Origin of the sequence: Methylobacter sp. (assembly GCF_030680395.1) — a bacterium.
Classification (GTDB): Bacteria; Pseudomonadota; Gammaproteobacteria; order Methylococcales; family Methylomonadaceae; genus Methylobacter_A.
Genome location: NZ_JAUXVR010000011.1, coordinates 1 through 24,690, shown reverse-complemented (window position 1 = coordinate 24,690; position 24,690 = coordinate 1). Strand labels below are relative to the sequence as shown.

At 52.7% G+C, this 24,690-nt stretch carries 9 protein-coding genes; 7 read left to right on the top strand and 2 right to left on the bottom strand.

Features of this window, described 5'->3' with window-relative positions:
• Positions 1-110: 110 nt before the first annotated feature.
• On the bottom strand, positions 111-488 hold the full coding sequence (locus tag Q8L79_RS06385) for a hypothetical protein (RefSeq protein ID WP_305269176.1): 378 nt from the start codon (positions 486-488) through the stop codon (positions 111-113).
• A 131-nt stretch (positions 489-619) separates the two neighbouring features.
• On the opposite strand from Q8L79_RS06385, the gene ppnN reads away from it, so the two are divergent.
• From ppnN to Q8L79_RS06365, 4 genes are all read left to right on the top strand, one after another.
• A complete protein-coding gene (gene ppnN, locus Q8L79_RS06380) occupies positions 620-1,990 on the top strand; it encodes a nucleotide 5'-monophosphate nucleosidase PpnN (RefSeq protein ID WP_305269173.1) in 1,371 nt (456 codons plus the stop codon).
• A 185-nt stretch (positions 1,991-2,175) separates the two neighbouring features.
• Positions 2,176-4,548, top strand: coding sequence for a type IA DNA topoisomerase (locus Q8L79_RS06375; RefSeq protein ID WP_305269170.1), 2,373 nt, complete (start codon positions 2,176-2,178; stop codon positions 4,546-4,548).
• A 212-nt stretch (positions 4,549-4,760) separates the two neighbouring features.
• Positions 4,761-7,691: a chemotaxis protein CheB gene (locus Q8L79_RS06370; protein ID WP_305269168.1), complete on the top strand. Its 2,931-nt coding sequence runs from the start codon at positions 4,761-4,763 to the stop codon at positions 7,689-7,691.
• 195 nt (positions 7,692-7,886) lie between these two features.
• Entirely contained in the window at positions 7,887-10,106 is a 2,220-nt protein-coding gene (locus tag Q8L79_RS06365; RefSeq protein ID WP_305269165.1) for an EAL domain-containing protein, read from the top strand.
• A gap of 190 nt (positions 10,107-10,296) precedes the next feature.
• On the opposite strand, the gene Q8L79_RS06360 is transcribed toward Q8L79_RS06365, so the two are convergent.
• Positions 10,297-18,837, bottom strand: a complete 8,541-nt coding sequence (locus Q8L79_RS06360) for a GH36-type glycosyl hydrolase domain-containing protein (protein WP_305269161.1) — start codon at positions 18,835-18,837, stop codon at positions 10,297-10,299.
• Between the two features lie 328 nt (positions 18,838-19,165).
• Here Q8L79_RS06360 and Q8L79_RS06355 point away from each other — a divergent pair, with 328 nt between their 5' ends.
• From Q8L79_RS06355 to Q8L79_RS06345, 3 genes are all read left to right on the top strand, one after another.
• The gene (locus Q8L79_RS06355; protein WP_305269158.1) at positions 19,166-19,333 is read left to right on the top strand and encodes a hypothetical protein; all 168 of its coding nucleotides are present in this window, start codon (positions 19,166-19,168) and stop codon (positions 19,331-19,333) included.
• Position 19,334: 1 nt separating this feature from the next.
• Positions 19,335-19,952, top strand: a complete 618-nt coding sequence (gene cysC / locus Q8L79_RS06350) for an adenylyl-sulfate kinase (RefSeq protein WP_305269156.1) — start codon at positions 19,335-19,337, stop codon at positions 19,950-19,952.
• A gap of 484 nt (positions 19,953-20,436) precedes the next feature.
• A partial coding sequence (locus Q8L79_RS06345; RefSeq protein WP_305269152.1) for an AMP-binding protein occupies positions 20,437-24,690 on the top strand: 4,254 nt, incomplete at its 3' end.

The window sequence follows — 24,690 nt, the reverse complement described above, 5'->3', positions numbered from 1 at the left end:
TGCATTATAGAGGCTAATTCCCAGTATAGCCATTGATAATTTAAGGGTAGTGTTTCCCATAGGGATAAAGGCCCTGAACTTAACAGGGACATTTATTGATTGCTAAACAGTTAATCGCGGTTCCTACGGTTGAAATTATCGCGATGATTGTGGTCGTCCTCGTTATGTCGGCGATTATTTCCGGAGTTAAAACGATGATCATCGCCTCTGTCATGTCGGTGCCCGGATTCCGGGCGATTATTGCTCCAGCGGGGTTTAACACTGTGTTGTTCGCGACGGTGAGGATGTGAAAAATAGGCATTACCTTGCCGATAGCCATTATCATAGTGATCCGGTCTTTCGCCATAATAGTTTCTGTGCATAATGGTATATCCGCTGCTATAAGCGGTGTTACCGGGATAATACGAATATTGCTGTGGATGATGGGCACAGGCGCTGGACAGCAGCGCAAAACCGATGAGCAGCATTTTTTTAGCGATCGAATTCATTTTTATAGCCCCTGATAGTTAACCCGAGCTAAAGAATACCTGTAGATCGCTGAATGCCGAATGAATCGACACTGTTGTGTTTACCGCTAAATACAGCCGGTAATCACGCTGACATAACTAAAAGGAACATCATGGAACACCAAGTAGTTGACGCACGCATCACCCCTGAAGGCCGTCTGGATGTATTGTCCAAGGCCGAAGTAACCAAACTGCTTGATACCAGTCAAGGCGGGTTGTACCTGTTATTTCGCAACTGCTCGCTTGCCGTATTAAATTGCGGCAGTACGATAGATGACGGCAAAGAGCTGCTGGAACGCTATCCCGATTTTGAGATACACGTAGTCCAGGAGCAGCGGGGTATTAAGCTGGACGTAAAGGCCGCCCCCGCGCATGCCTTTGTTGACGGTAAGATGATTAAAGGCATCAATGAGCATTTGTTTGCGGTGTTGCGTGACATTATCTACGTCAGTGACGAGATCAACAGTAATCCGATGTTTGACCTGAACACCTCGGAGGGCATCAGCAGTGCCGTATTTCATATCTTGCGCAACGCCAAAATTCTGCGCCCGATGACTACTCCAAACCTGGTGGTGTGCTGGGGCGGACATTCAATCAGCCGCAAGGAATACGATTACAGCAAGACAGTCGGTCACGAGATGGGGCTGCGCGGTCTCGATATTTGCACAGGCTGCGGACCGGGGGCGATGAAAGGCCCGATGAAAGGGGCGGCCATCGGTCATGCCAAGCAACGGATAAAAGACGGCCAGTATTTAGGAATAACCGAACCCGGCATTATTGCGGCCGAATCGCCTAATCCTATCGTCAATGATCTGGTGATCCTGCCGGATATTGAAAAACGCCTGGAAGCCTTTGTGCGTACCGGGCACGGCATTGTGGTGTTCCCCGGCGGCGTCGGTACGGCGGAGGAAATACTGTATATACTGGGTATCCTGTTACATCCTGAAAATAAAGACATGCCGTTTCCGCTGATATTTTCCGGTCCGGACAGTTCAGAAGATTATTTCAATGAAATAGATCGGTTCATTGCCGGCACCTTGGGCAAATCCGCGCAACAGCGTTACAAAATTATTATTGATAATCCCGTGCAAGTCGCTCGGGAAATGCAGGCAGGCATCCAGAAGGTACGCCAGTTTCGTAAAGAAACAGGCGATGCCTATTATTTCAATTGGCTGCTTAAGGTCGACCATGTGTTTCAACAGCCGTTTATACCCACCCATGACAACATGAGAAGCTTGGCCTTGCATAAAAATCAGGAAAGTCACCAGCTCGCCGCCAACCTGCGTCGCGCGTTTTCCGGTATCGTAGCGGGTAACGTAAAAGACGAGGGTATACGCGCCATTGAGCAATACGGGCATTTTGAAATTCACGGTGATGAAAACATCATGGCATTAATGGATTCCTTGTTGGCCTCGTTTGTTGCGCAACAGCGCATGAAATTACCGGGCAAGAAATATTTGCCGTGTTATAAAATTATTAAATGATGAGGCTTTACGCTCTCGTTCCCACGCGCTGCGTGGGAATGCAGTTAAGGTGCGTTGCGCCGCGAGTTATGGTCAATATATAAAATGCACATCGTACAAATACGGGACGCAGCGCGTCCGGCACTGCGTTCCCACGCAGCGCGTGGGAACGAGAGTAAACGTGACGCCGGAGCGTCATCAGCATCATGAAAGTCATCCTGACCGAAAAGCCCTCAGTCGCCCGCGATATAGCCAAATGCCTGAACATAACCAACAAACGCGACGGTTATTTTGAGGGTAACGGCTATCAAATTACCTGGGCGTTCGGCCATCTGGTCGAGTTAAAGGAACCGGATGAATATGACAAATCATGGAAGCGCTGGTCTTTGGAATCGCTGCCCATCATTCCCGAACAATTCGGCCTAAAAGCCAGGGGCGATGCCTCGGCGCAAAAACAGCTAAACACCATCAAACACTTATTCAAGGCAGCCGACGAAATCATCTGCGCGACCGATGCGGGAAGGGAAGGGGAGTTGATTTTCAGGTACATCTTGTCCTGGACCGGATGCGTGCAAAAACCGTTTAAACGCTTGTGGATCAGCTCCTTAACCGACGATGCGATACGCAAAGGCTTTGCCGGGTTGCAGGAGGGGCATGCTTACGACGGCCTTTATCGCGCGGCCAAATGCCGTAGCGAATCGGACTGGATCGTCGGCTTAAATGCTACGCGGCTGTATACTCTCAAGTTCGGTCAGCAAGGCGGCTTATGGACGATAGGCAGGGTGCAAACGCCGGTGCTGGCGTTGATCGTACAAAAAGATTCTGACATCAGCAGTTTTATACCCAAGGATTTCTGGGAATTGCATACCCTGTACCGGGATACCGATTTTCAATATGTCGGCGGGCGCTTCGACCACAAAGCGGACGCGGAGACCCTGTTAAGCCAAATCTCGGGCCGGGACTTTCGGATTACCGAGGTCAAGGGCAAGAAGGAAACGCTCAGCCCGCCGTTATTGTACGATCTGACCGATCTGCAAAAAGACATGAGCATTCGCTACGGCCTGACTGCCGATCAAACCTTAAGTTGCGCTCAGCAGTTATACGAGAAAAAACACGTCACCTATCCGCGTACCGACAGCCGTTGCTTAACCAACGACATGAAGCCGGGCATGAAGCCCTTGTTGACAAAATTACGCGCTAAATTTGAGCAGCAGATTGAGCCGCTCAATCTCGATAAACTGACGTTGAGCAGCCGCATATTCAATGACGCTAAAGTAACCGACCACCATGCCATTATTCCCACGACCGCCTTGCCGGGTTCACTGTCGGGTCATGAAGCCAAAGTTTATGAAGCGATAGTCCAGCGGTTTATTGCGGCGTTTTATCCGCCTTGCATCAAACAAATTACCACCGTTTTGGGCGATGTTTGTCCCCCACTCCCATTGGGAGAGGGCCTGCTAAAAGGGCAATCTCCCACAGTAAAATTCAAAACCACCGGTACGATTATCGAATCGCCCGGCTGGCAGGCATTGTACAAAAACGATGCACCAAGCCCGTCCGATAAGACCCTGAAAATACTGCCCAACTTTGTGCAAGGCGAAACCGGTCCGCAGCAGCCGTCGATAAATCAGGGCAAAACCACGCCGCCCAAGCCTTATAACGAAGCGAGTTTGCTGAGCATCATGGAATCGGCCGGTAAGACCTGCGACGACGAACAACTCAAAGAAGCCTTAAAAGAAAAAGGCCTTGGCACTCCGGCAACCCGGGCTTCGATTATCGAGGTGTTAATCAAGCGCAACTATATCCAGCGGCAAAAGAAGAATCTGCTCAGCACCGAATCGGGGCGGCATTTGATTTCGATCATCGCCGATGATCGGCTAAAGTCAGCGGCCATGACCGGCGAATGGGAAGCCAAACTCAAAAAAATAGAACACAACGCTTACGACCCTGACCGGTTCATGGCCGAAATCATCCAATTTACCCAAAAAATAAAAGATCAATCGGACAAGCCGCTTTATGACCAAAACCGTTTGGGCGATTGCCCGTTGTGCGGGCACCCCGTTATCGAAGGCAGAAAAGGTTACGGTTGCAGTGATTGGAAAGCCGGCTGTCAGTTTGTGCTATGGAAACAACTGTATGGCGTACCGGTCACTCGGGATATGGTCTGCCAATTGTTACAAAACACCCGGACCCTGCACAGTTACGCGATCAAGCTGAACGATGACGTATTTAACGCCCAGCTGACCCTCAATAAACAGGGTGAAACAGGTTATGTCAAAGCCGAATCGGGGCCGCGGTCAGTCGTAAAAGAAGCCATTGCCGATTGCCCTTTATGCAACGGAAAAATCATTGAAACTGTAAAAGCTTACAGCTGTAGCGAATGGCGCAACGGCTGTAAAATGACGATCTGGAAAACCGTCGCACATAAAAAAATTACCGTAGCGATGGCTAAAAAACTACTTGGCAAGGGCGAGACGGGGCTACTGAAAGGCTTTAAGTCCGGCAAAGGTACGGAGTTTGAAGCCAATCTGAAACTGGTCGACGGTAAAGTTGAAATGGATTTTGGCGGGCGTGAATAGAAATAAGTTTACGGGTTCAATGAAACTAATTGCATCTTGAGTTTCCTGTTTTTTAAACGGCTTCAGAAAGGGCAGTGTAATATATTGCCTACGCATACCAACAATACATCGTTTCTTTTTTCTTTATCGGAAGGAAGTGAACCAAAAAACCGAGTTTTGACAGGTAAAAACTGCAAGCAGTCAGACACTCATAAAAATTTTAGGAATACTGCATGGATAAATCAACTGCCGCTCACGGCCCATTCTCTCCAGACATCACGACCGATCCCGCTTACTTCAGCGTGGACAGGTTACTGCCGATCGTAGGTATCGGAGCCTCGGCCGGCGGGCTTGAAGCGCTCGAAAATTTTTTCAGCCATGTGCCTGATGACATGGGTGTGGCTTTTGTCGTCATTCAGCATCTCGACCCCAACCACAAAGGCATGATGCCCGAGTTGTTGCAACGCACGACGGCGATGACGGTATTAGAAGCCCGAAATCGCATGAAAATAAAACCGGATTGCATTTATATAAATCCTCCAAATAAAGAATTGTCCATCCTGCGCGGCACGCTTTATCTGCTCGACCCGGTTGCACCGCGGGGATTACGCCTCCCTATCGATGCTTTTTTCTGCAGCCTTGCCGAAGACCGACGCGATCAAAGCATCGGCATCCTGCTTTCGGGCATGGGCTCTGATGGCGTGCTGGGTTTGCGCGCCATCAAGGAAAAATCCGGTCTGGTACTGGTACAGGATCCTGGCGACGCCAAATACGACAGTATGCCGCGTAGCGTTATTGATGCGGGATTAGCCGATATTATAGATACAGCGGCAGAGTTGCCTGCCCATATCATCAATTATCTCCAGCATGCCAACAGGGATGCGTTTGCCGGTTCAGGGCAGCTATTGGAAGATAGCTCGTTGAGCGCTCTGGAAAAAATTGCTGTGCTGCTGCGCGTCAGGACCGGCAATGACTTTTCGCTATACAAAAAAAGTACGATATATCGCCGTATCGAGCGACGTATGGAGCTGCACCAGCTCGATCATATCGGCACTTATGTCCGTTATCTGCGCGAAAATCCGCAGGAGCAGGATTTATTGTTCAAGGAATTGCTGATCGGTGTTACCGGTTTTTTTCGCAATCCGGTGGTATGGGACACGCTAAAGGCCGACGCCATGCCTGCGTTGATAGCAAACCACCCGGACGGCAAGATCATAAGAGTATGGGTGCCCGCCTGCTCTACCGGCGAGGAAGCTTATACGCTGGCAATTATGTTCATTGAAGCGATTGAACAGGCCAAGCCTGACGCGCACTTTTCGCTGCAGATTTTTGCTACCGATCTCGATGCCGATGCGATAGCTCATGCACGCCAGGGATTTTACACGGCCAATAGCGTTGCCGGTGTTTCACCGGAACGCCTGGCCCGTTACTTTAATGCCGAAAACAACGGCTACCGGGTAAAAAATGAAATCTGCGAAATGATCATTTTTGCGCAGCAGAATATCATCACTGATCCGCCGTTTACCCGGTTGGATATAATCAGTTGCCGCAACCTGCTCATCTATTTTTCCGTTGATTTACAGGGAAAATTGCTGCCGCTGTTTCACTATGCGCTAAATCCGCATGGCTTGCTGCTGCTGGGTTCTGCCGAAAGTACCGGTAATTTCGGCTATCTGTTTACGCCGGTGAAGGCTAAGGTGCGGCTGTACCGGCGTATTGACAACCCTTTACCGAAACCTGAAGTGGACTTTCCAAATAAACATCTTATCGCTGTGCCTGCCATCAGACAGACAGTTGATGACGGCAGTCTGCCGGTCAATCTGCAACAACTGATGGATCAATTATTGCTTGCGCATTACGCCCCGGCAGCCGTGCTGGTTAACGCCGAGGGCGACATCCTTTATTTTAGCGGTCACACCGGTAAGTATCTGGAGCCTTCTGCCGGTAAAGCCAATCTAAACATCCATGCGATGGCGCGAGAGGGTCTGCATCAGGCACTAACGGGTTCAATCAGGCTGGCATTGCAGCAATTAACGGCGGTACACCTGGAAGGCTTGCAGATAACAGGCGAAAGCGGTACCCATACTGTCAATGTGATTGTACAAGCTATCGACCAAGTGCCGGCATTGCGCGGCAAGGTCATCATCGTGTTTACCGATGTCGCGACAGCGCGTACCCGCAAACGCAGCACCAAACTCGCGCCGCCCGAAGCACTGCAACAGGCTCAGCTGGAAATACAGGTATTGCGCGATGAAGTACAGTTCTTGCAGGAAGAGCTCAAAGCCAGCCATGAAGAGAACCAGCTTACAAATCAGGAAATGCTCATTTCCAAGGAAGAAATGCAGTCAGTGCACGAGGAAATGCTGACTGTGAATGCGGAGCTGCAAGCCAAGCTGGATGCGTTGCAGTGGGTCAACAACGACATGCAGAACCTGCTTAACAGTACCGAAATTGCTACGGTATTTCTCAACAACAGATTGCATTTGCGGCGTTTTACCGCCCATACCACGCAGATATTCAGGCTGTTGCCGCAAGACGAAGGACGGCCGTTAACCGACATTGTGACCGACCTGGACTATCCTCTGCTACAGCAGGATGCAATAGATGTACTGCGTACGCTGGTGGTTTCGGATAAGCAAATCCAGACTCATGACGGACGCTGGTTTGATGTGCGCATCATGCCTTACCGCACCATGGATAATGTAATAGACGGCGTGGTGATCACCTTTGTTGACATCAGCCTCGCCAAAAATCTTGAGCTGGCACTTAATGAGCACGCGATTGTGGCGATTACCGACCGGAAAGGCGAGATCACCTATGTGAATGACAAGTTCTGCACCATCTCCAAGTATTCGCGCAAAGAACTGCTCGGGCAGGATCATCGTATTATCAATTCGGGGTATCACTCCAAAGAATTCATGCACAACCTGTGGCAGACCATTGCCCACGGGCATATCTGGAAGGGAGAAATTCGCAATCGTGCCAAGGATGGCTCTCTTTATTGGGTAGATACCACTATCGTTCCTTTTTTAAACGCGAAAGGCAAACCGTATCAATATGTCGCTATCCGCACGGTCATTACTCATCATAAGAAGGGAGTCGATCCTGTACGGCAGGAAAATTCGGACGCAGATAATAACGTCAATTCCGAAATTTATTTGTAGCCGTGCGTAAAGATTTCTCATTCCCACGCGCTGCGTGGGAATGAGAAAAAGAGAGGGCAATCCAATTGAAAATGTCATGTCATCAGAGAGCGTTTTATTTTTACTTCCGGGTGTTAAAAATTTCTTAGCGTGAGTGACATCAGTTTATAATACCCTTAAAAAATACAGGATATTTACGATGTACAGAGAGAATGTGTGACAAAAAGAATTAAACAATTTACCTATGCCGACAACCTGCGCCGACGCGCCAATCGACAACTTGCCCAACGGCAATCAATCGTATCCGACATTGAAATGGATGCAAAAAAACTGCTGCATGAATTACAGGTTCACCAGATCGAACTGGAAATGCAAAATGAGGAACTGCTGATAGCACAGACTGAAGTTGAAGCGAGCCTGGAACGTTACACCGAACTCTACGACATGGCGCCGGTCGGCTATCTTACGCTGGATTGCTTCGGCACTATCCGGCAGCTCAATCTCAAGGCCGCCAGGCAGTTGGGAATATTTCGTTCGCAGTTAAAACAGCAGCGCTTTTCAAGTTTTATCAGCACTGATTCCTTGCCCGTTTTCAACGACTTCCTGTCCGGCATACTTGCCGGCACAGCTTCTCAAAGCTGTGAACTGACCCTGCTTCCTGTCGACAAAAGCCCAACGCTGATTGTACAGTTTGAAGCCATTGCCAATGATGACGACCAGACCTGTCGCGTGATACTTGTCGATATTACCGAGCGTAAAGGTAATGAAGATAAACTGAAACTCGCGAATCTGGTTTATCAGGCGATCGGCGAGGCCATCATGGTGGCCGATTCAGATAACCGGATTGTCACCGTCAATCCGGCCTTCACAGAACTGACCGGTTACTCATTGCAGGAGGCCGTCGGTCAACCCACAACGCTGCTCAAGTCAGGACACCAAAACGAAGCGTTCTACCAGATCATGTGGCATGCGCTGGAAACAACAGGGCATTGGCAAGGTGAAATATGGAACCGGCGCAAGAGCGGCGAAACCTACCTTGAATGGTTGACGATTAACACCGTTTACGACGACCAAAACAAGGTGCGGCACCGGGTCGCGACGTTCTCGGATATCACCGACCAGAAACATGCGGAACAAACCATCTGGCAGCAGGCTAACTTCGACTCATTGACCGGCCTGCCTAACCGCCACATGTTTTACGAGCGGCTGGCGCAGGAAATGAAGAAATCCCGGCGGGTGGGCCTGCCGCTGGCATTGCTGTTTCTCGATCTCGATCATTTCAAGGATGTTAACGATACGCTGGGCCATTGCAAAGGCGACCTGCTGCTCAAGGAAATGGCGCAACGCCTGCTTAATTGCGTACGCAATACCGATACCGTCGCACGTCTGGGCGGCGATGAATTCACTATTATTCTGGCTGAATTGCAAGAGCAAGACAGTATTGAGCGCCTTGCCCAGGACATCCTGTGTCAGCTGACCAAACCGTTCGAGCTAGCGGGCGAAATTGCTTATGTGTCGGTCAGTATCGGTATCACCTTATATCCTGAAGATACCGATGACATCGACGTGCTGATAAAAAATGCCGATCAGGCCATGTATGCGGCAAAGGATCAGGGCCGCAACTGCCGCCACTACTTTACCATCTCAATGCAGGAGGCCGCGTTGACCCGAATGCGGCTGATCAATGACCTGCGTAATGCACTGGTTGAACGCCAGTTCTGGCTGGCTTACCAGCCGATTGTGGAATTGAGCACCGGTTTCATTCACAAAGCCGAGGCGCTGATTCGCTGGCAGCATCCGACCCGCGGTTTGATCAGTCCGGCTGATTTTATCCCGGTCGCCGAAGTAACCGGCATGATCATCGACATTGGCGAGTGGGTGTTTCGCGAAGCGGCGCAACAGGCCGCGCAATGGCGTACAAAGCACCATGACGAGTTCCAGGTCAGCATTAATAAATCGCCTGTGCAATTTCAAAAAGAGGGCAATGGACATCTGGCCTGGTTCGAGCATTTACGGGAACTCGGCCTGCCCGGGCAAAGCATAGTTATAGAAATTACCGAAGGACTGCTGATGGATGCCGGGGCTTTAATTACCGGCCAACTGCTGGCTTTTCGGGATGCCGGTATTCAGGTATCGCTGGATGACTTCGGTACAGGCTATTCTTCATTATCTTATCTGAAGAAATTCGATATCGACTATCTCAAGATTGACCAGTCGTTCACCCGCAACCTCGGTCCCAATGGCAATGACCTGGCGCTGTGCGAAGCGATCATCGTGATGGCGCATAAACTGGGCATCAAGGTTATCGCAGAAGGCATAGAAACACAGGAGCAGTGCGATTTACTGATTGCCGCCGGTTGCGATTACGGACAAGGTTATCTGTTTTCGAGACCGGTGGCCGCTGATGAATTCGAGAAGCTGTTGATTACAGGCTAAACGTTGCCTTGCCTCGTTCCCACGCAGCGTATCACGGCCATTAAGTTAAGCGCAGTGACGTCGTAGGAGCGGGCCATGCCCGCGATGAAGGCGCTACAATTCTGCAATCGCTGCCCAAATGTCGCGGGCGCGGCCCGCTCCTACAACACTTAGCTAATGGCCGTGATACTACGCTGCGTGGGAACGGGAATTACCCCATGACCACCAACACCTGATGGTTCTGTCCATCGTTTAGCAGCAAGATACCGTCGCCCTCTGCTTGCGCTACTCCGTCCAACTCAAGCAATACGATGCCCTTCGATACCCCACTGGGGTTCTTGACGGTAATTTCATAGCAAATTTCTTCATGTTGATAAGTTAAGCTGTAACTGCGCCACTCACGCGGAATACAAGGATTAAAGTGCATTTTTCCTGCGTGGATACTCAGTCCCAGCATCCATTCCAGACCCGCACGATAAAACCATCCCGCAGCGCCAGTGTACCAGGTCCAGCCTCCGCGCCGCACATGCGGCGGTACGGCATAAATATCGGCAGATATTACATACGGCTCGACTTTGTAAGCATAGACTCCGGTCCGGTTCGTGGTGCGATTAACCGGATTCAACATATGCAGGAGTTCTTCCGCCTGATCGCCGTCCCCCAGGATCGCGTAGGCGATAACGCACCAGATCGCCGCATGGGTATATTGTCCGCCATTTTCCCGTACGCCCGGCAAGTAGCCTTTGATATAGCCCGGGTCCAGCGGTGTTTTATCGAAAGGTGGCGTAAACAACAACACCAGGTCATCGCCGTATTGGATCAGATATTCCCGAACCGAATTCATCGCCAGTCGCGCCCGCTCGGGGTCGGCGGCACCTGAAATGACGCCCCAACTTTGGGCCAGCGAGTCGATGCGGCACTCGGTGTTGGAAGCGGAGCCCAGCGGTGTGCCGTCATCGAAATAGGCGCGGCGATACCAGGACACATCCCAGCCTTCAGCTTCCACAGCGATTTTTAATGCGGCAGCGTGTTCGCGCCAACGTAAGGCTCGCTCAGTGTCGCCGCGCGCTTGTGCCAGACCGGCAAATTCCGACAACGTGGCAATCAGGAACCAGGCGAGCCAAACGCTCTCTCCCTTGCCTTGATGCCCAACCCGGTTCATGCCGTCGTTCCAGTCGCCGCAACCCATCAGCGGCAGACCGTGTATTCCGACTTTTAAACTCAAATCGAGCGTTCGCGCGCAGTGCTCAAACAGACTGGCTTGTTGCCCGGATTGAGTCGGTTCGAAATAGTTATCTTCCTGTTCCGGCGTGAGTATCGGCCCTTCCAAGAATGGCAGCAAAGTGTCGAGTACAGCATTGTCGCCGCTGACCTTGACATAGTGGGACACCACATACGGCAGCCAGATAAGGTCGTCCGAGAAATGGGTGCGGACGCCGCGATTGGAAGGAGGATGCCACCAATGCTGCACATCGCCCTCGACAAATTGATGAGCCGCCGCGCGGATCAAATGAGCGCGGACAAGATCGGGCCGTGCTACCGCTAGCGCCATGCTGTCTTGTAATTGATCGCGGAAACCGAAAGCTCCGCCTGCCTGATAAAATGCGGCGCGCGCCCACATTCGGCAGCTCAGGGTTTGATACAGCAGCCATCCGTTCAACATCAAGTCCAGCGCTCTATCCGGCGTTTTTACCTGAGTTTTTCCGAGTGTCTTGGCCCATGATTGTTTCACGGCGGCGAAGGTAAGCTGTATATCCGCTGCCCGATAACGCTTGACCAGCTCGCCTGCATGGTCGCGGTCGCTGCCTTGTCCCAACAGGAAAACAAGCTCGATGCTTTCATCGACGGCAAGTTCTATCTGCGTCGTCATTGCCGCGCACGGATCAAGACCTGCGCCAACGCGGTTTTTAAGCGCTTTGGATTGAAGCAAGGCTATCGGTGCATTCAGGCTGCCGTTACGCCCGATAAATTCCGTCCTATTGCATGTCCATGCCGTTTGCAGGCCGGAAAAATCGACAAAAGCAATGCGCTGACCAAAATCCACGTCCAGGCCGTTATAGGCAAACAGGGCGCCGGTCGCCTGATCCAGCTCGGTAACAATATAAGGCGAGGTGACGGTGCGGGAGGCGCCGAGCACCCATTCGACATAGGCGGCAACTGCTAATTTACGGCGGCGACCGGAATTGTTTTTTAATGTTAAAGATGAAATTTTGACCGGGTCGTCCGAACTTACGAATTGCAGCAGCTCGCTGTGAATACCGTGAGAAACATGCTCGAAACGGCTGTAGCCCTGACCGTGGCGAATGATATAGGCGGCATTGTCAACGCGAATCGGTAGCGCAGTCGGACTCCACAAAGCGCCGGTTTCGAGGTCCTGCAAATAAAATATTTCGCCGGGAGGATCGCCGACCGGATCGTTCGACCAAGGCGTCAACTGGTTCAAGCGGCTGTTAAGGCTCCAGGTATAACCACTGCCCAGCTCCGATACGGTAAAACCGAATTCGGCATTGGCGATCACGTTAATCCAGGGTGCAGGCGTACATTGACCCTTGTCCAGCACGATCACATATTCGCGCCCGTGGTCGGCGAATCCGCCCAGCCCGTTGAAATATTCGAGCCCGGCAGGGATGATTGAGAGCTCTTTTCCTCCGACAGTAGGTGCAGGCAAGGCTTTAGGCTGGATAAACTTGGGTATAGGCTTGGGATGCCGCATCAATTGTTCAGCCAAGGTACCGCGGCTACTCAAAAGCACCACACGCGCCGAAGTTTGCAATAACACACGTTCCTCTTCGCTGAGCTGATCGGCGCGCAGCACAAACACTTCCCCCTGTTCGCCGTACTCATGAAGCGTTGAAAACGCTTTATTTTCGCGAACCATGTTGTCCATTAAGGTCTGTAGTTCATTGGCATAGGTAATTTCTTTTTCATTCAAGATCACCAAATCGACCGACAGGCGCTTCATGCGCCAGTATTCATGGGCGCGTAATAACTGATCGGCAATCCCCCTGTCTTCCGTTGATGTTACCCGCAGCAAGACGATGGGACGATCGCCGGAAATACTAAACCGCCATAAGCCGGTCACGTTTAACCGGTTCAGGTACATAAGTCTGGCATCCGCCCGTAGCGAAGGATCGGCATACAGCAAGCGATTAGCCAGGGCTTGAAATAATTGGGCTTCATCGGACTTGATGCGCAGATGACGCAATTGGATGTGCGCATGCGTCCAGGCAAGATCGGAAACCCGGTCGAAAGTCGCGGCGTTGTGATACTTGTCGGCTAAATCTTCAACGGCCTGTCGCGACGGGGCAACCAGGGTGGTAAATGTGACATGAACAGTCGAGCCCGGTTCGACGCTGACCCGCGTGCGCAGGCTGAATATCGGATCAAGTACCGCGCCGACTGTGTTGCTAAGCGGGCGCCCATCCATCACTGCGGTGGGCGCATGCAGCGTTTGTCCCCGACCTATAAATCGCACCCGGTCGGTTTCATACTGAAGCCCGGTACAGATGTTGCTGCATGCCAGCACATGAGCCGCCCAAATCCGAGGCTCATCGTCTGCCCGAGGCCGTCGCTGCGCGATTAACGCACACGCCTGCGGCAGGTATTCGGTCTGTATAAACAAATTTGAAAACGCCGGGTGTGCAATGTCGGCCATCGGGGACGCCAGCACAATTTCCGAGTATGAAGTCAGCTCAATTTCCAGGCTATACGCCCCGTTATTGATTAAACTCAAGTGCCTGATTTCTGCGTTATCCTCCGGCGATACAATGATTTCCAAGTGGCTGGTTATGGGACCGTCTTCGCGGGAGATGCGCACCCGGTCTTCAAGAAAAGCCACTTCGTACCGATCCGGGACCGCCGCAGTCGGCTGGTACCCGGCAGACCATATTTTGCCGCTCGCCACGTCCCGTAAATAGATATAACTGCCCCAGCAATCGCGCGTCACATCTTCACGCCAGCGAGTGACCGCCAGCTTTTCGCAAACACTGTAACCCGATCCGGCGGCAGTGATCATCACGCCGTAACGACCGTTGGACAGCAAATGCGCGGAGGGCACGATAGACATCGGTGAAAGTACGCGGCGTATCGGCGGCTGTATTATTTCCTTCACTTCAGCCTCGGCCTGGGTAAAGTGGGGAATACCTTTGTCAAAGCCGCGCGGAACCCGCTCTTGCAGCAGCAACTCAGCGCCCTGGATCATCGGTACGCGATGGAAACGGCGGCGCATCACTTCATTGAGCACCACATTAGTCAAAGCCACCAATGACATGCCTTGATGATGAGCCATATAGCAGCGTACAAACGCCACCTTCTGGTTTTCCGCGAGCCGCGACGGTGTGAAATCGAGCGCTTCGAAAAAGCCGTAACGACCCAACGCGCCAATCTTTTCCAGATGCTCGAAATTTTCCACCGCAGCATGGGTGTGGTACATAGCCGCCAGCGCAGTGGCGTAGGGAGCAATGACCAGATCGTAGGCGAGCCCGCGCTTCATGCCCAAACCGGGTACGCCAAAAGCGGAATATTGGTAAGTGAACCAACGGTCGCGGCCGTTAAACGCCGATTCGGAAACGCCCCACGGTACACTGCGTTGTGCCCCGTATTCGATCTGACTCTGTACCACCAGACGGCAGGTTTGATCCAGCAGGCTGTAGCGCGGCGTATAGGTCACTAATGACGGCATCAGGTATTCAAACATCGAGCCGGACCAGGACAATAACACGGTGCCGTTGGTAGTGCGCGTCATCCGGCGACCCAAATGAAACCAGTGAATACTCGGTACTTCGCGCTTGGCGATAGCAATCAAGCTGGTCAGGCGAGCTTCCGAGGCGAGCAGGTCGTAATAGCTGTCATCGATAACGCCTTTTTCAACGCGATACCCGAGCGAAAACAAGTGCCGGCTAGGGTCATAGAGAAAACGAAAGTCCATCTCGACGAACAATTGTTCTGCACGTTCGGCCAACGCATTTATCCGCTGAGTCAACACTTTCCAGTGTTGGGCTTCCGGTTGCCGACTCTCGTCAAGAGGAAGTTCGAAATGTATCGACGAGCCGAAATTTTCCATATCACGCTGATGAGATCTAATATCGTTATGCAGTAACGTAGCCCATGCCAGCACTTCGCTGTTATCTATCATTTCGCCGCGCTCGGCGGCATAAGCGCGCGCCAGATCCAACAGGTTATCGGTACAAGGTCTTATCAACCGCCACAAGCGTATGCATTCCTCGGGAGTGGCAGGCGTGCATGCCAAAAAACCGCCAAGTTTATCTATTTTCTTTTGCAGTTCTTCCAGTGTCACCACCTGCGTGCGCTGGTTATCGTTGATTTTGGCAAGCGCGGCTACCAGCAGTCTGTGGCTGTCGGCAATGCCGTTTAACACGGTGGAAAACGCATACGGTTGCTGCGTCAGATCCCTACATCCCTGAATAACGACCAACAGATGCGCGGCCAAATTGCCGCTATCCACGGTCGATACATATTTGGGTTCCAGCGCCAGCAAAGTACGCGTGTCGTACCAGTTATAAAAATGTCCATGCAGTCTCGGCATCTTGTTCAGCGTATTTAAAGTGGCCTCCAACCGGTCAACAGTATCCATAAGGCCGATCCAGCCAAGATCGTGGGCGGCAAGCGCCGACAATAAATAGAGACCGAAATTGGTCGGCGAACTGCGATGAGCAATATCGGGCTCCGGGTCTTCCTGAAAATTATCAGGAGGCAGATAATTTTCCCGTTCCGTGACAAAGGTGGTAAAAAATCGCCAAGTGCGCCTAGCAACCTGTCGTAACTGCAAAACATCCTCGGGAAATAATGATTCAGTCGGGTCTTGTCTTGGCGGCAAGCTCAGGATATGGGCAATGACCGGCGACAGTAACCACAACAGCAGGAACGGCGCGGCAATTTCAAGCGATGCGGGATTGAACAGCAGCACGATCGAACCGGCGCAAAGCACCACGATCATCACGCTGCCCAATGGCCTGATCAGGTCTTTCACGGTGTGTCCCGCAGCTGTCTTTGCTTGCAGCGCCGTGACCCACTTGAGCAATTTCCGTCGGGTGATATACAGCCGCACCAAAGTGCTTACGATCGCATCGGTCATCAGCAACGCCTGTTGCACCAGCAGTGTCAGCGTAACCAGGCTATTGTTCAAACTCATGAATACATTTTCTGCGGTGACGCGCAATTGATTACGCAACGAAATATTGGTGCGAATCCTCATTCCGCCGATCACGGTCTGGAAAACAGGGAAAGCCAACGCTACCAAGACCATCCCCATCAGTATCAACTGCGGTGCCCCCGGAATCGCCCAGGCTGCCAACAGGGTAAAAAAAGCGCCAGGCGCGGACAGCGTTCGACGTAAATTATCGAGCATTTTCCAGCGCCCGATTAGCGGCATGCCTTTGCCGGGCGGACCGAAAATCCACGGCAACAGCTGCCAGTCGCCACGCGCCCAGCGGTGCGCGCGGGACGCGGCAACTTCCGTGTGGGAGGGGAATTCTTCAAACAACTCAATGTCGCTGACAAACGCGCACCGGGCGAACACGCTCTCGAATAAGTCATGGCTGAGCAAGGCGTTTTCAGGAACTCGTCCTGCCAACGCGGCCTCAAACGAATCGACTTCATACAAGCCCTTGCCGCTGTATGTGCCAAGCCCGAACAGGTCCTGATACACTTCGGACACCGAGGTCGAATAGGCGTCTACGCCGCAGGCGCCGGAGAAAATCCGGTGAAACAATGAATGCTCGCGCCTTTGCGGCAGGGTGGGGGTGACTCTGGGCTGGAGAATACTGTAGCCGCTGGTAACACGGCGCGTGACCGGATCCAGAACAGGCCAATTGAGCGGATGGGCAGCGGTGCCCACCAAATGTTGCACTGCGCCGATAGGCAGTTTGGTGTCGGAATCCAGGGTAATCACATAACGAACGCCCGGCGGAGCAAACGCCGGCTGCCCGTGAATCGGCAGAAATGAAGTGTCGACCGCTCCGCGCAGCAGCCGGTTAAACTCATGCAACTTGCCGCGCTTGCGCTCCCATCCCATCCATTGGTTCTCACTCGGGTTCCAGCAACGTTTGCGGTGATACAGAAAAAAGCGCTGTTCTCCGTACTTGGCATTAAGCGCGTCTATTCCGCTAATGGCGACGCTTAATAATAAATCATCTTCAGGCAGTGTTTCCCGGTCGGCATCAACCCAATCGGACAACAGCGCAAAATAAACCTCGTCGACCGGATTGGACAAGTATTGAACCTCCAGCTCATCGATTTGCCTTTTTACGTTGTGTTCGTTGATAAACATGGTCGGCACCACGACAAAGGTGCGTAATGAATCGGAGATGCCGTCCTTCAGTTCAAGTCTGGGTAAATGGCGCGGCGGCACGACCGAAATGATAAAGCGGTTGACCAGCGCCGTAGCAATATCCGAAGCCGGAAATAATGCAAATAGCGTAATCAGCGCAATCTGCAAGCTGCCTAGCCCGGCCACGATAGCGGCGTTCACAGGCAGCGCCAGCAAAAGCAGCGTGCCTACCCCGATACTGGTCAGATAAGCAAACGCGGCATGGGCAACATAAACACGCAACAGCTTTTGGCTGAAGGTGGATTGAAAGCCGACTTCCTGTTCGAACTCGCTCCGGCCGGCACCGATCAAGTAGTAGCCCGGCTCCTGTTGTTGCGGGTTGGTATCCGGTTTTTCAGCGACACGATCAATCTTGTCGATGACTTTATGGGCGATTTCGACTTCGGAATAAGGCGAACGTTTGGCAAGATCCTCAATCGCATGACGGTAGCGGTCGCGGGTGAGAAAATCCATTGCCGTGTAAGTCGGGTGAATGCGCAGATATTTATCCACCAGACTCGAATCTTCGACAAATTGCGGCCAGTCGAACGCCGATATGGCGCGCATACTGGTAATGAGATTGCGTACGGTCAGATTGGCCGCAATTTGGGCGGCGTGTTCACGGTGTACCATGTCATCCAGGGTAACATCTTGTTCGGCCAGCCATTCATTAAGAAAATCGAGTGCAGGCGCAGGGCCGGGATGCGGCTCGTGTAAACGTTGCACAAGCTGAACCGCAAAAGCCTGGCGGAAAAGCGGGTCGGGTAACGCGGCAGTCTGGTCCGAAAGATCCAGCTTGTCGGCTTGATCGATAAACTCGTCAGCGAGTCGTCGGCCGACTTGCGAACGCATGACTTTTAACGCCAGTCGGCGCAGGTTTTCGATCATCACGATACGCAAGATGATCGGTATTGCCCAAAGCTCGCCAATACTGAGCGGCTGAATTTCCTGGTAGGCACGCATGAAAAGAGCGAGCTGTTCCGGAGAAAAACGGCTATCGGTATGAGCGACCAGCGCCCAGGCAATGCCGTAAACGCGCGGATAGCCGGCAAGAAAGCCGTTGATTAACTTGGGTAGTTGCTGGTAAAACTTTTCCGGCAGATAGATGTTGATGTCATTGACCTGCTCTTCAATCACATGAAAATTGTCGAGCATCCATTCCGCGGCCGGGGTAATGGCTCGTTGCTCCCGTGCCGCCTTGCCTATAGCTTTGTAAGCCTCAAACAACAGCCTGGAATTCTCGCGCACCCGCGGCATCAGTTTGAGTCCCTCCGGCATAATGCGGGCTTTTTGCTCTTTCGCCAGACTGACGGCATGCTGCTCCAGTCGCTCGTTGCTAAATAACTCAAATCGGATGGGTTCTTCTTCACCGCCGGGATCGGCAAGCCTGATGTTGCGTCTGTGCTCCCGTAATTTCATTATCATCTGTATTCCCCCGTTTGGGCTGCCGTTCGGTCAAACAAATATTTACAGGTCATTTCGACATCCCGCTTTTACTAAAGACAATTGGGTTGTATATGACACAGCGGGTAATTTACTCAGCCTCCCGTAAAGTAAATTAGGTTCGCACCGAGGATATTGCTTTCTCAACATCAATAGAGTAGAGAAACCAATGCCTTGAATCAATAAGTAGTATTACCAAGCGGGCGTAGTTCGACAGGCGCGGGTTTACGAGGATGCGGAAGCATTCGGGATTTAAAAGGGTTGCCGTCGCCGCCGGACCGATTGCATCGCAAACAGACATGAGGAAAAGATGACAGTCAATCGTCCACTCTGTGTTGGAATAGTATTGTCCGGCTTTTACCGGGTGCAGCAGGCAATGCAGTCAACAAGCGTCGGCAATCTCAAGATCGCCTTGGCAGCTGCAAGGGTGAAAATCGTAATTTCAAAAAACAGAAAGAAGGATGCAAATGTTCTCTGATATGACTACACAACTACCCGTCTCAACCAATGTCGTCTGGCATCACGCCACCATTAGCCGCGCTCAGCGTGAGGCCCAGAACGGCCATCGCGGCGCAATCTTGTGGTTCACCGGATTATCCGGGTCCGGCAAATCCACGCTGGCTCATGCTGTCGAGGAAATGCTGCATTTTCGCGGGTGTCGTACGTTTGTGCTGGATGGCGATAATGTCCGTCACGGTTTGTGCGGCGACTTGGGTTTTTCGGCTAAAGACCGCCAGGAAAACATTCGTCGTATCGGTGAAATGGCCAAGATTTTTATGGAAGCGGGTGTCATTGTGCTGACCGCCTTCATCTCGCCCTATCGTGCAGACCGTGAACGTGTGCGCGGCCTGATAGAGCATGACAGCTTCATCGAAATCTATTGCGATACGCCTATAGAAATTTGCGAATCGCGCGACGTAAAAGGCCTCTATAAAAAAGCCAGGGCCGGGCAATTAAAGGAGTTTACAGGCGTCACCTCGCCTTACGAAGTGCCCGAAAACTGTGAGCTCACCGTATCTACCGGCACAACAGATCTGGATGTCTGTGTACAACAGGTCATCGATAAAATGATACGGAGCGGCATTATCCAGCACTGATTTATTTCGTGCTTTTCGTGGATAAATTGCTGTTTTCAGGATGAATGCCAATCGTACCGATAAACCTGAAAGCGTCAGTTGAGCATTTTAAAATCCCGTTTGCCCTGAGCCGGTTGAAGGGGATGTGAAATGCTTGTCAAATGATTGATGCTCTTAGCCATTGTTTTCCAATGCCAGATGCATCATGGCTGGACCTTATTTCGAAAACAGTTATGAGGGAAAAATCACAATCAATCGTCTACTCAGTGTTGGAGTCATTTCATCCCGGTTCGGCGATGCCATGAGTTTGTTCAGGTGTTTGCCGGAACAACCCCTTTTCGCTGTCGCTCAAATGCGCTTATTCCTGCCGACAGGGCGGCTTGTCCTCAGCCTTTCGGCTGGGTAATAGCGCGAGGTGGCATTTTCTGGCGACGTTTGCCGGAAAACAGGACTGCAATTCAAAAAACAATCTCATTCGAAGATAGATATAAATGATGGAGCAGATATGTTAAATAAACCGCATAGCCTTGACAGCGCCGATGACGATGCGCTGACCGACCACGTCGCATCACTGGCTGAATTATTGCAGTTGCGTGCGGAACGACAAACGCACCGCACCGCCTATACGTTTCTTGAAAACGGCGAACAGCCAACCAAGTCGCTGACTTACGGCGAGCTGGATTTACAAGCCAGACAGCTGGCCGCGCAGCTACAGGCGCTGGGCATGCAGGGCGAGCGCGCTATTTTGCTGTATCCGCCGGGATTGAACTACATCGTGGCGTTCTTCGCCTGCCTTTACGGAGGTTTGGTTGCGGTACCGGCGTATCCGCCGAGCAATGGCCGACACATGCCGCGGTTGCAGGCGATTATCGATGACAGCCAGGCGACGGTAATACTCAGCACTCAGAGTATCGCCGATGCGGTGCGCCAATTTATAGGCGGCAGTGCCGGTTTGTTAGACAAAAACTGGTTGATTACCGACAATCCAGTCGCGGCTAATGCAAGCGCTTGGCAACCGCCGACATTGCACGATCATGATCCGGCTTTTTTGCAATACACCTCGGGTTCCACCGGTAACCCCAAGGGCGTGATCATCAGCCACGGCAATCTGATGGCGAATCAGCAACTGATCAAGCGGCGCTTCGGCCACAATACCGATTCGACAGTGGTCGGCTGGTTACCGCTCTACCATGACATGGGCCTGATCGGCAATGTCATGCAGCCTTTGTATTGCGGGGCCGGCGCCATTTTAATGTCGCCGCTGGCGTTCATGGAAAAACCTGTTCGCTGGCTGCAAGCGATCAGCGATTTTCGCGCCCATACCAGCGGCGGTCCGAACTTTGCGTTCGAGTTGTGCGTTCGAAAAATCACCGCTGAAGAAAAAGCGGGGCTGGATCTTGACAGCTGGCGCCTGGCTTTCAACGGCGCAGAACCGGTTAATCCCGATACTATGGACCGTTTTGCCGCCGCATTCGCGGGATGCGGATTCAGTCGTAAAGCTTTTTATCCCTGTTACGGCTTGGCGGAAGCCACGTTGCTGGTTACCGGCGGCAATAAAAATATCGAGCCAGCGGTGGCGGCTTTTTACAAGGCCGGTCTGGAACAAGGCAAGGTGCGCCCGGCCATGGACGGCGACGACTCAATCCGATATCTGGTCGGCTCGGGCGGCATCGATGTTGACGCCGCGCAACGGATTCGCATCGTCGATCCCGAAACCGGTGAACCGTGTAGAGCCGATCAAATCGGCGAGATCCAGCTCGGCGGCCCCAGCATCAGTTCAGGCTATTGGCAAAATTCGGCAGCCACCGAGCAGGCCTTTATCAGCGATGCGAACGCTCAAAACCGCTGGCTGCGCACCGGCGATTTGGGCTTTATTGAAAGCAGCGAATTGTTCGTTTCAGGACGGCTAAAAGATCTGATCATCATCCGCGGCCGCAACTATTATCCCCACGATTTGGAATACGCAATCGAAGCGGCGACCGATGCAATAAACCCCGGCTGTGCGGCCGCTTTTGCGGTAACCGGAGACGACGGCGAAAAGCTGGTGGTGTTGGCCGAACTGAAACGCAACAGCTTAAGGCAGCCTGATTACCAAGCCGAGTTTGCCGCGATACGGACCCGGCTGGTCGAAGAATGCGGCATACAGGCAAACACCGTCATGCTGTTGAAACCGGGTTCGATCTTGAAAACCAGCAGCGGTAAAATCAGGCGTTCGGCTTGTCGGCAGGCCTTTGAGCAGCAGCAACTTAAGGCTGTTGCCGTCGATGCGCTGAGCGGCGAAAGCGGTGTAGCTGCCGCCAGTTGCCCCGCCGCTATATCCCCAACGCAAACTTATACGGCTGGGCATTCGACCCGCTTGGAGCGGGCTTTATTGCGGCAAGCTTTACTGTCGGTTGCCGATGCCGAAGGTGCGGGTTTACTGGCGCAGGCGCTGGCTGAAAAAGTGGCGGCTTTGTCCGGTTTGGCGATCGAAGCTTTCGATCTAGCGCAATCGCTGCCGAGTCTGGGACTGGATTCGCTGAAAGCGGTGGAGCTGAAATACTTTATCGACGAGTTGCTGACTATCGATTTGCCGGTGGTGCAGTTGCTTGGCGATCACTCTTTGGCGGCATGCGCGGAACAGGCATTGAAGCTGGCGAAAGCCGATCAAGCGCAAATTGCCCCGGTAGCGGCAATCAATGGCGGCAGCGAGCAGCCGCTATCGCTCGGTCAACAGGCGCTGTGGACCGTAAACCAGATAGAAAAAGACAGCTCGCTGTATAACATGCCGGTTGCGATGCATATCCGCGGCAAGCTCGATAAAAGGGCATTACGCGGCGCATTAAATGCACTGTTCGAACGCCATGCGCAATTACGCAGCGGCTTTCGGCTTAAGCAACAGATTCGGGTCGTATGCATCCCGATGGCGGAGGTTCAGCCTTCTTGGGTTAGCGCGACTTGCGACAACGAGCAGCAACGCCGGGAAAATATAGCTGTTTTCGTGCGCAAACCGTTCGATTTGGAGCATGGGCCGTTACTGAGAGCCGCCTTGTTCAGCGGTGGCGACGACGATCATGTGCTGGTATTTTGCGCGCATCATGTCGTCGTCGATTTTTGCTCGTTGGTTATTCTGTTGGAAGAGTTCAAGTCGCTTTATTGCGGACATGACCGGAAGCTGCCGGTGCCTGCGGCGAGTTATGCCGATTATGTCGCCTGGCAGTCCGCTTATCTGGCCGATCAGCGTGCAGAGCAGGACTGGCACTACTGGCAACGGCAGTTGTCCGGCGAGCTGCCGAAACTGGCTTTGCCTGTCGAGCGGCAAATGGCCGGTTCGCCGTCATGCCTAGGCCGGGCGGAAACGCTGAATATCGCGACGGATACCCTGCAAAAACTTAAACGACTGGCCGTCGAGCAGCACACGACCCTGTATACGCTGTTGCTGACTGTGTTCAAAACCCTGCTTTATCGCTACAGCGGCCAAGAGGATATCATCGTCGGTTCGCCGACGCTGGGCAGGCCGAAGCGGGAGTTTGCCGGTACTGTCGGTTATTTCGTCAATCCGGTGGCGCTACGTTCACACCCGGCCGCCGAGCTGCGCTTTAGCGATTATCTGGCCGAGGTTAACGCTACCGTGCTCGATGCATTGGCGCATCAGCATTATCCGTTTTCGCTGCTGGTCGAAAAATTGCAGCCTGAACGAGAACAAGGGCCGTCTGCGTTTTACAGTGTCTGGTTCGGGTTGCAGAGCGGCGCAGACCCTGCTTCTGCGGCTCCGGAGCTGGCGTTGGGTATGCCGGGCATTGCGCTGGATTGGCTGGGTCTTCCGGCCGAAAGCTATGCGCTGGAGGATGTCGCCGTGCAATTCGATATCACCTTGCTGATGGCGGAGACCCGGCAGGGTTTGGCTGCCTCGTTCCAGTACCGTAGCGACCTGCTGTCCAGAGACACTTTATTAGGGTTTATCGGTCATTATCAATGCCTGCTGCACGGCATAGTCGCCGATCCCGACAGTCGCTTGTCGGAACTGCCGCTGCTGAGCGAACCTGAGCGCCAACAGTTGGCTGAATGGAATTCAACCGCTGTAGATTATCCGAGCCGCAGTACGGTACACGGTGTTTTCGAGGCTGTTGCCCTGCAACAACCGCAAGCCGTCGCAGTGGTTTACCAGGAACGGCGTCTTGGCTATGCCGAGCTCAATGCACAGGCCAACCGTTTGGCACATTGTCTACTGGCGCAAGGCGCGAGTCCGGAAAGTCGCGTTGCCCTGTGCATTCAGCGTAGCCCGGAAATGGTGGTTGGGATATTGGCGATCCTTAAAACCGGTGCGGTTTATGTGCCGGTCGATCCTGATTATCCAAAGGATCGTCAGGCGTATTTGCTGCAGGATGCCGGTTGCAGATTGCTGTTGACCAGCACCGCGTTGCTGCCTGGCCTCGACTGCGGCGAAATGGCGACGATGTGCGTGGACGATGGTGACAGTTATGCCAATTGCAGCAGCGATAATCCGGAAATACCGCTGCATGAAGACCATGCGGCGTATGTCATTTACACCTCGGGATCGACCGGCAAGCCGAAAGGCGTGGTGGTCAGTCATGGCAACCTGATGCACTCGACCTGGGCCAGAGGCGCTTATTACCGGGAGCCGGTCGGCTGCTATCTGCTGCTGTCGTCGTTCGCGTTCGACAGTTCCGTGGCGGGGCTGTTCTGGACGCTGGGGCAGGGCGGTTGTCTGTGTTTGCCGGAGGATGACGTCGCCAAAGATCCGGCGGCATTGGGCGCA

Excerpts from the sequence above, each read along its gene's own strand:
- Q8L79_RS06385 (WP_305269176.1), bottom strand. The coding sequence starts at position 488 with ATGAATTCGATCGCTAAAAAAATGCTGCTCATCGGTTTTGCGCTGCTG.
- ppnN (WP_305269173.1), top strand. The coding sequence starts at position 620 with ATGGAACACCAAGTAGTTGACGCACGCATCACCCCTGAAGGCCGTCTG.
- Q8L79_RS06375 (WP_305269170.1), top strand. The coding sequence starts at position 2,176 with ATGAAAGTCATCCTGACCGAAAAGCCCTCAGTCGCCCGCGATATAGCC.
- Q8L79_RS06370 (WP_305269168.1), top strand. The coding sequence starts at position 4,761 with ATGGATAAATCAACTGCCGCTCACGGCCCATTCTCTCCAGACATCACG.
- Q8L79_RS06360 (WP_305269161.1), bottom strand. The coding sequence starts at position 18,837 with ATGATAATGAAATTACGGGAGCACAGACGCAACATCAGGCTTGCCGAT.
- Q8L79_RS06355 (WP_305269158.1), top strand. The coding sequence starts at position 19,166 with ATGACAGTCAATCGTCCACTCTGTGTTGGAATAGTATTGTCCGGCTTT.
- cysC (WP_305269156.1), top strand. The coding sequence starts at position 19,335 with ATGACTACACAACTACCCGTCTCAACCAATGTCGTCTGGCATCACGCC.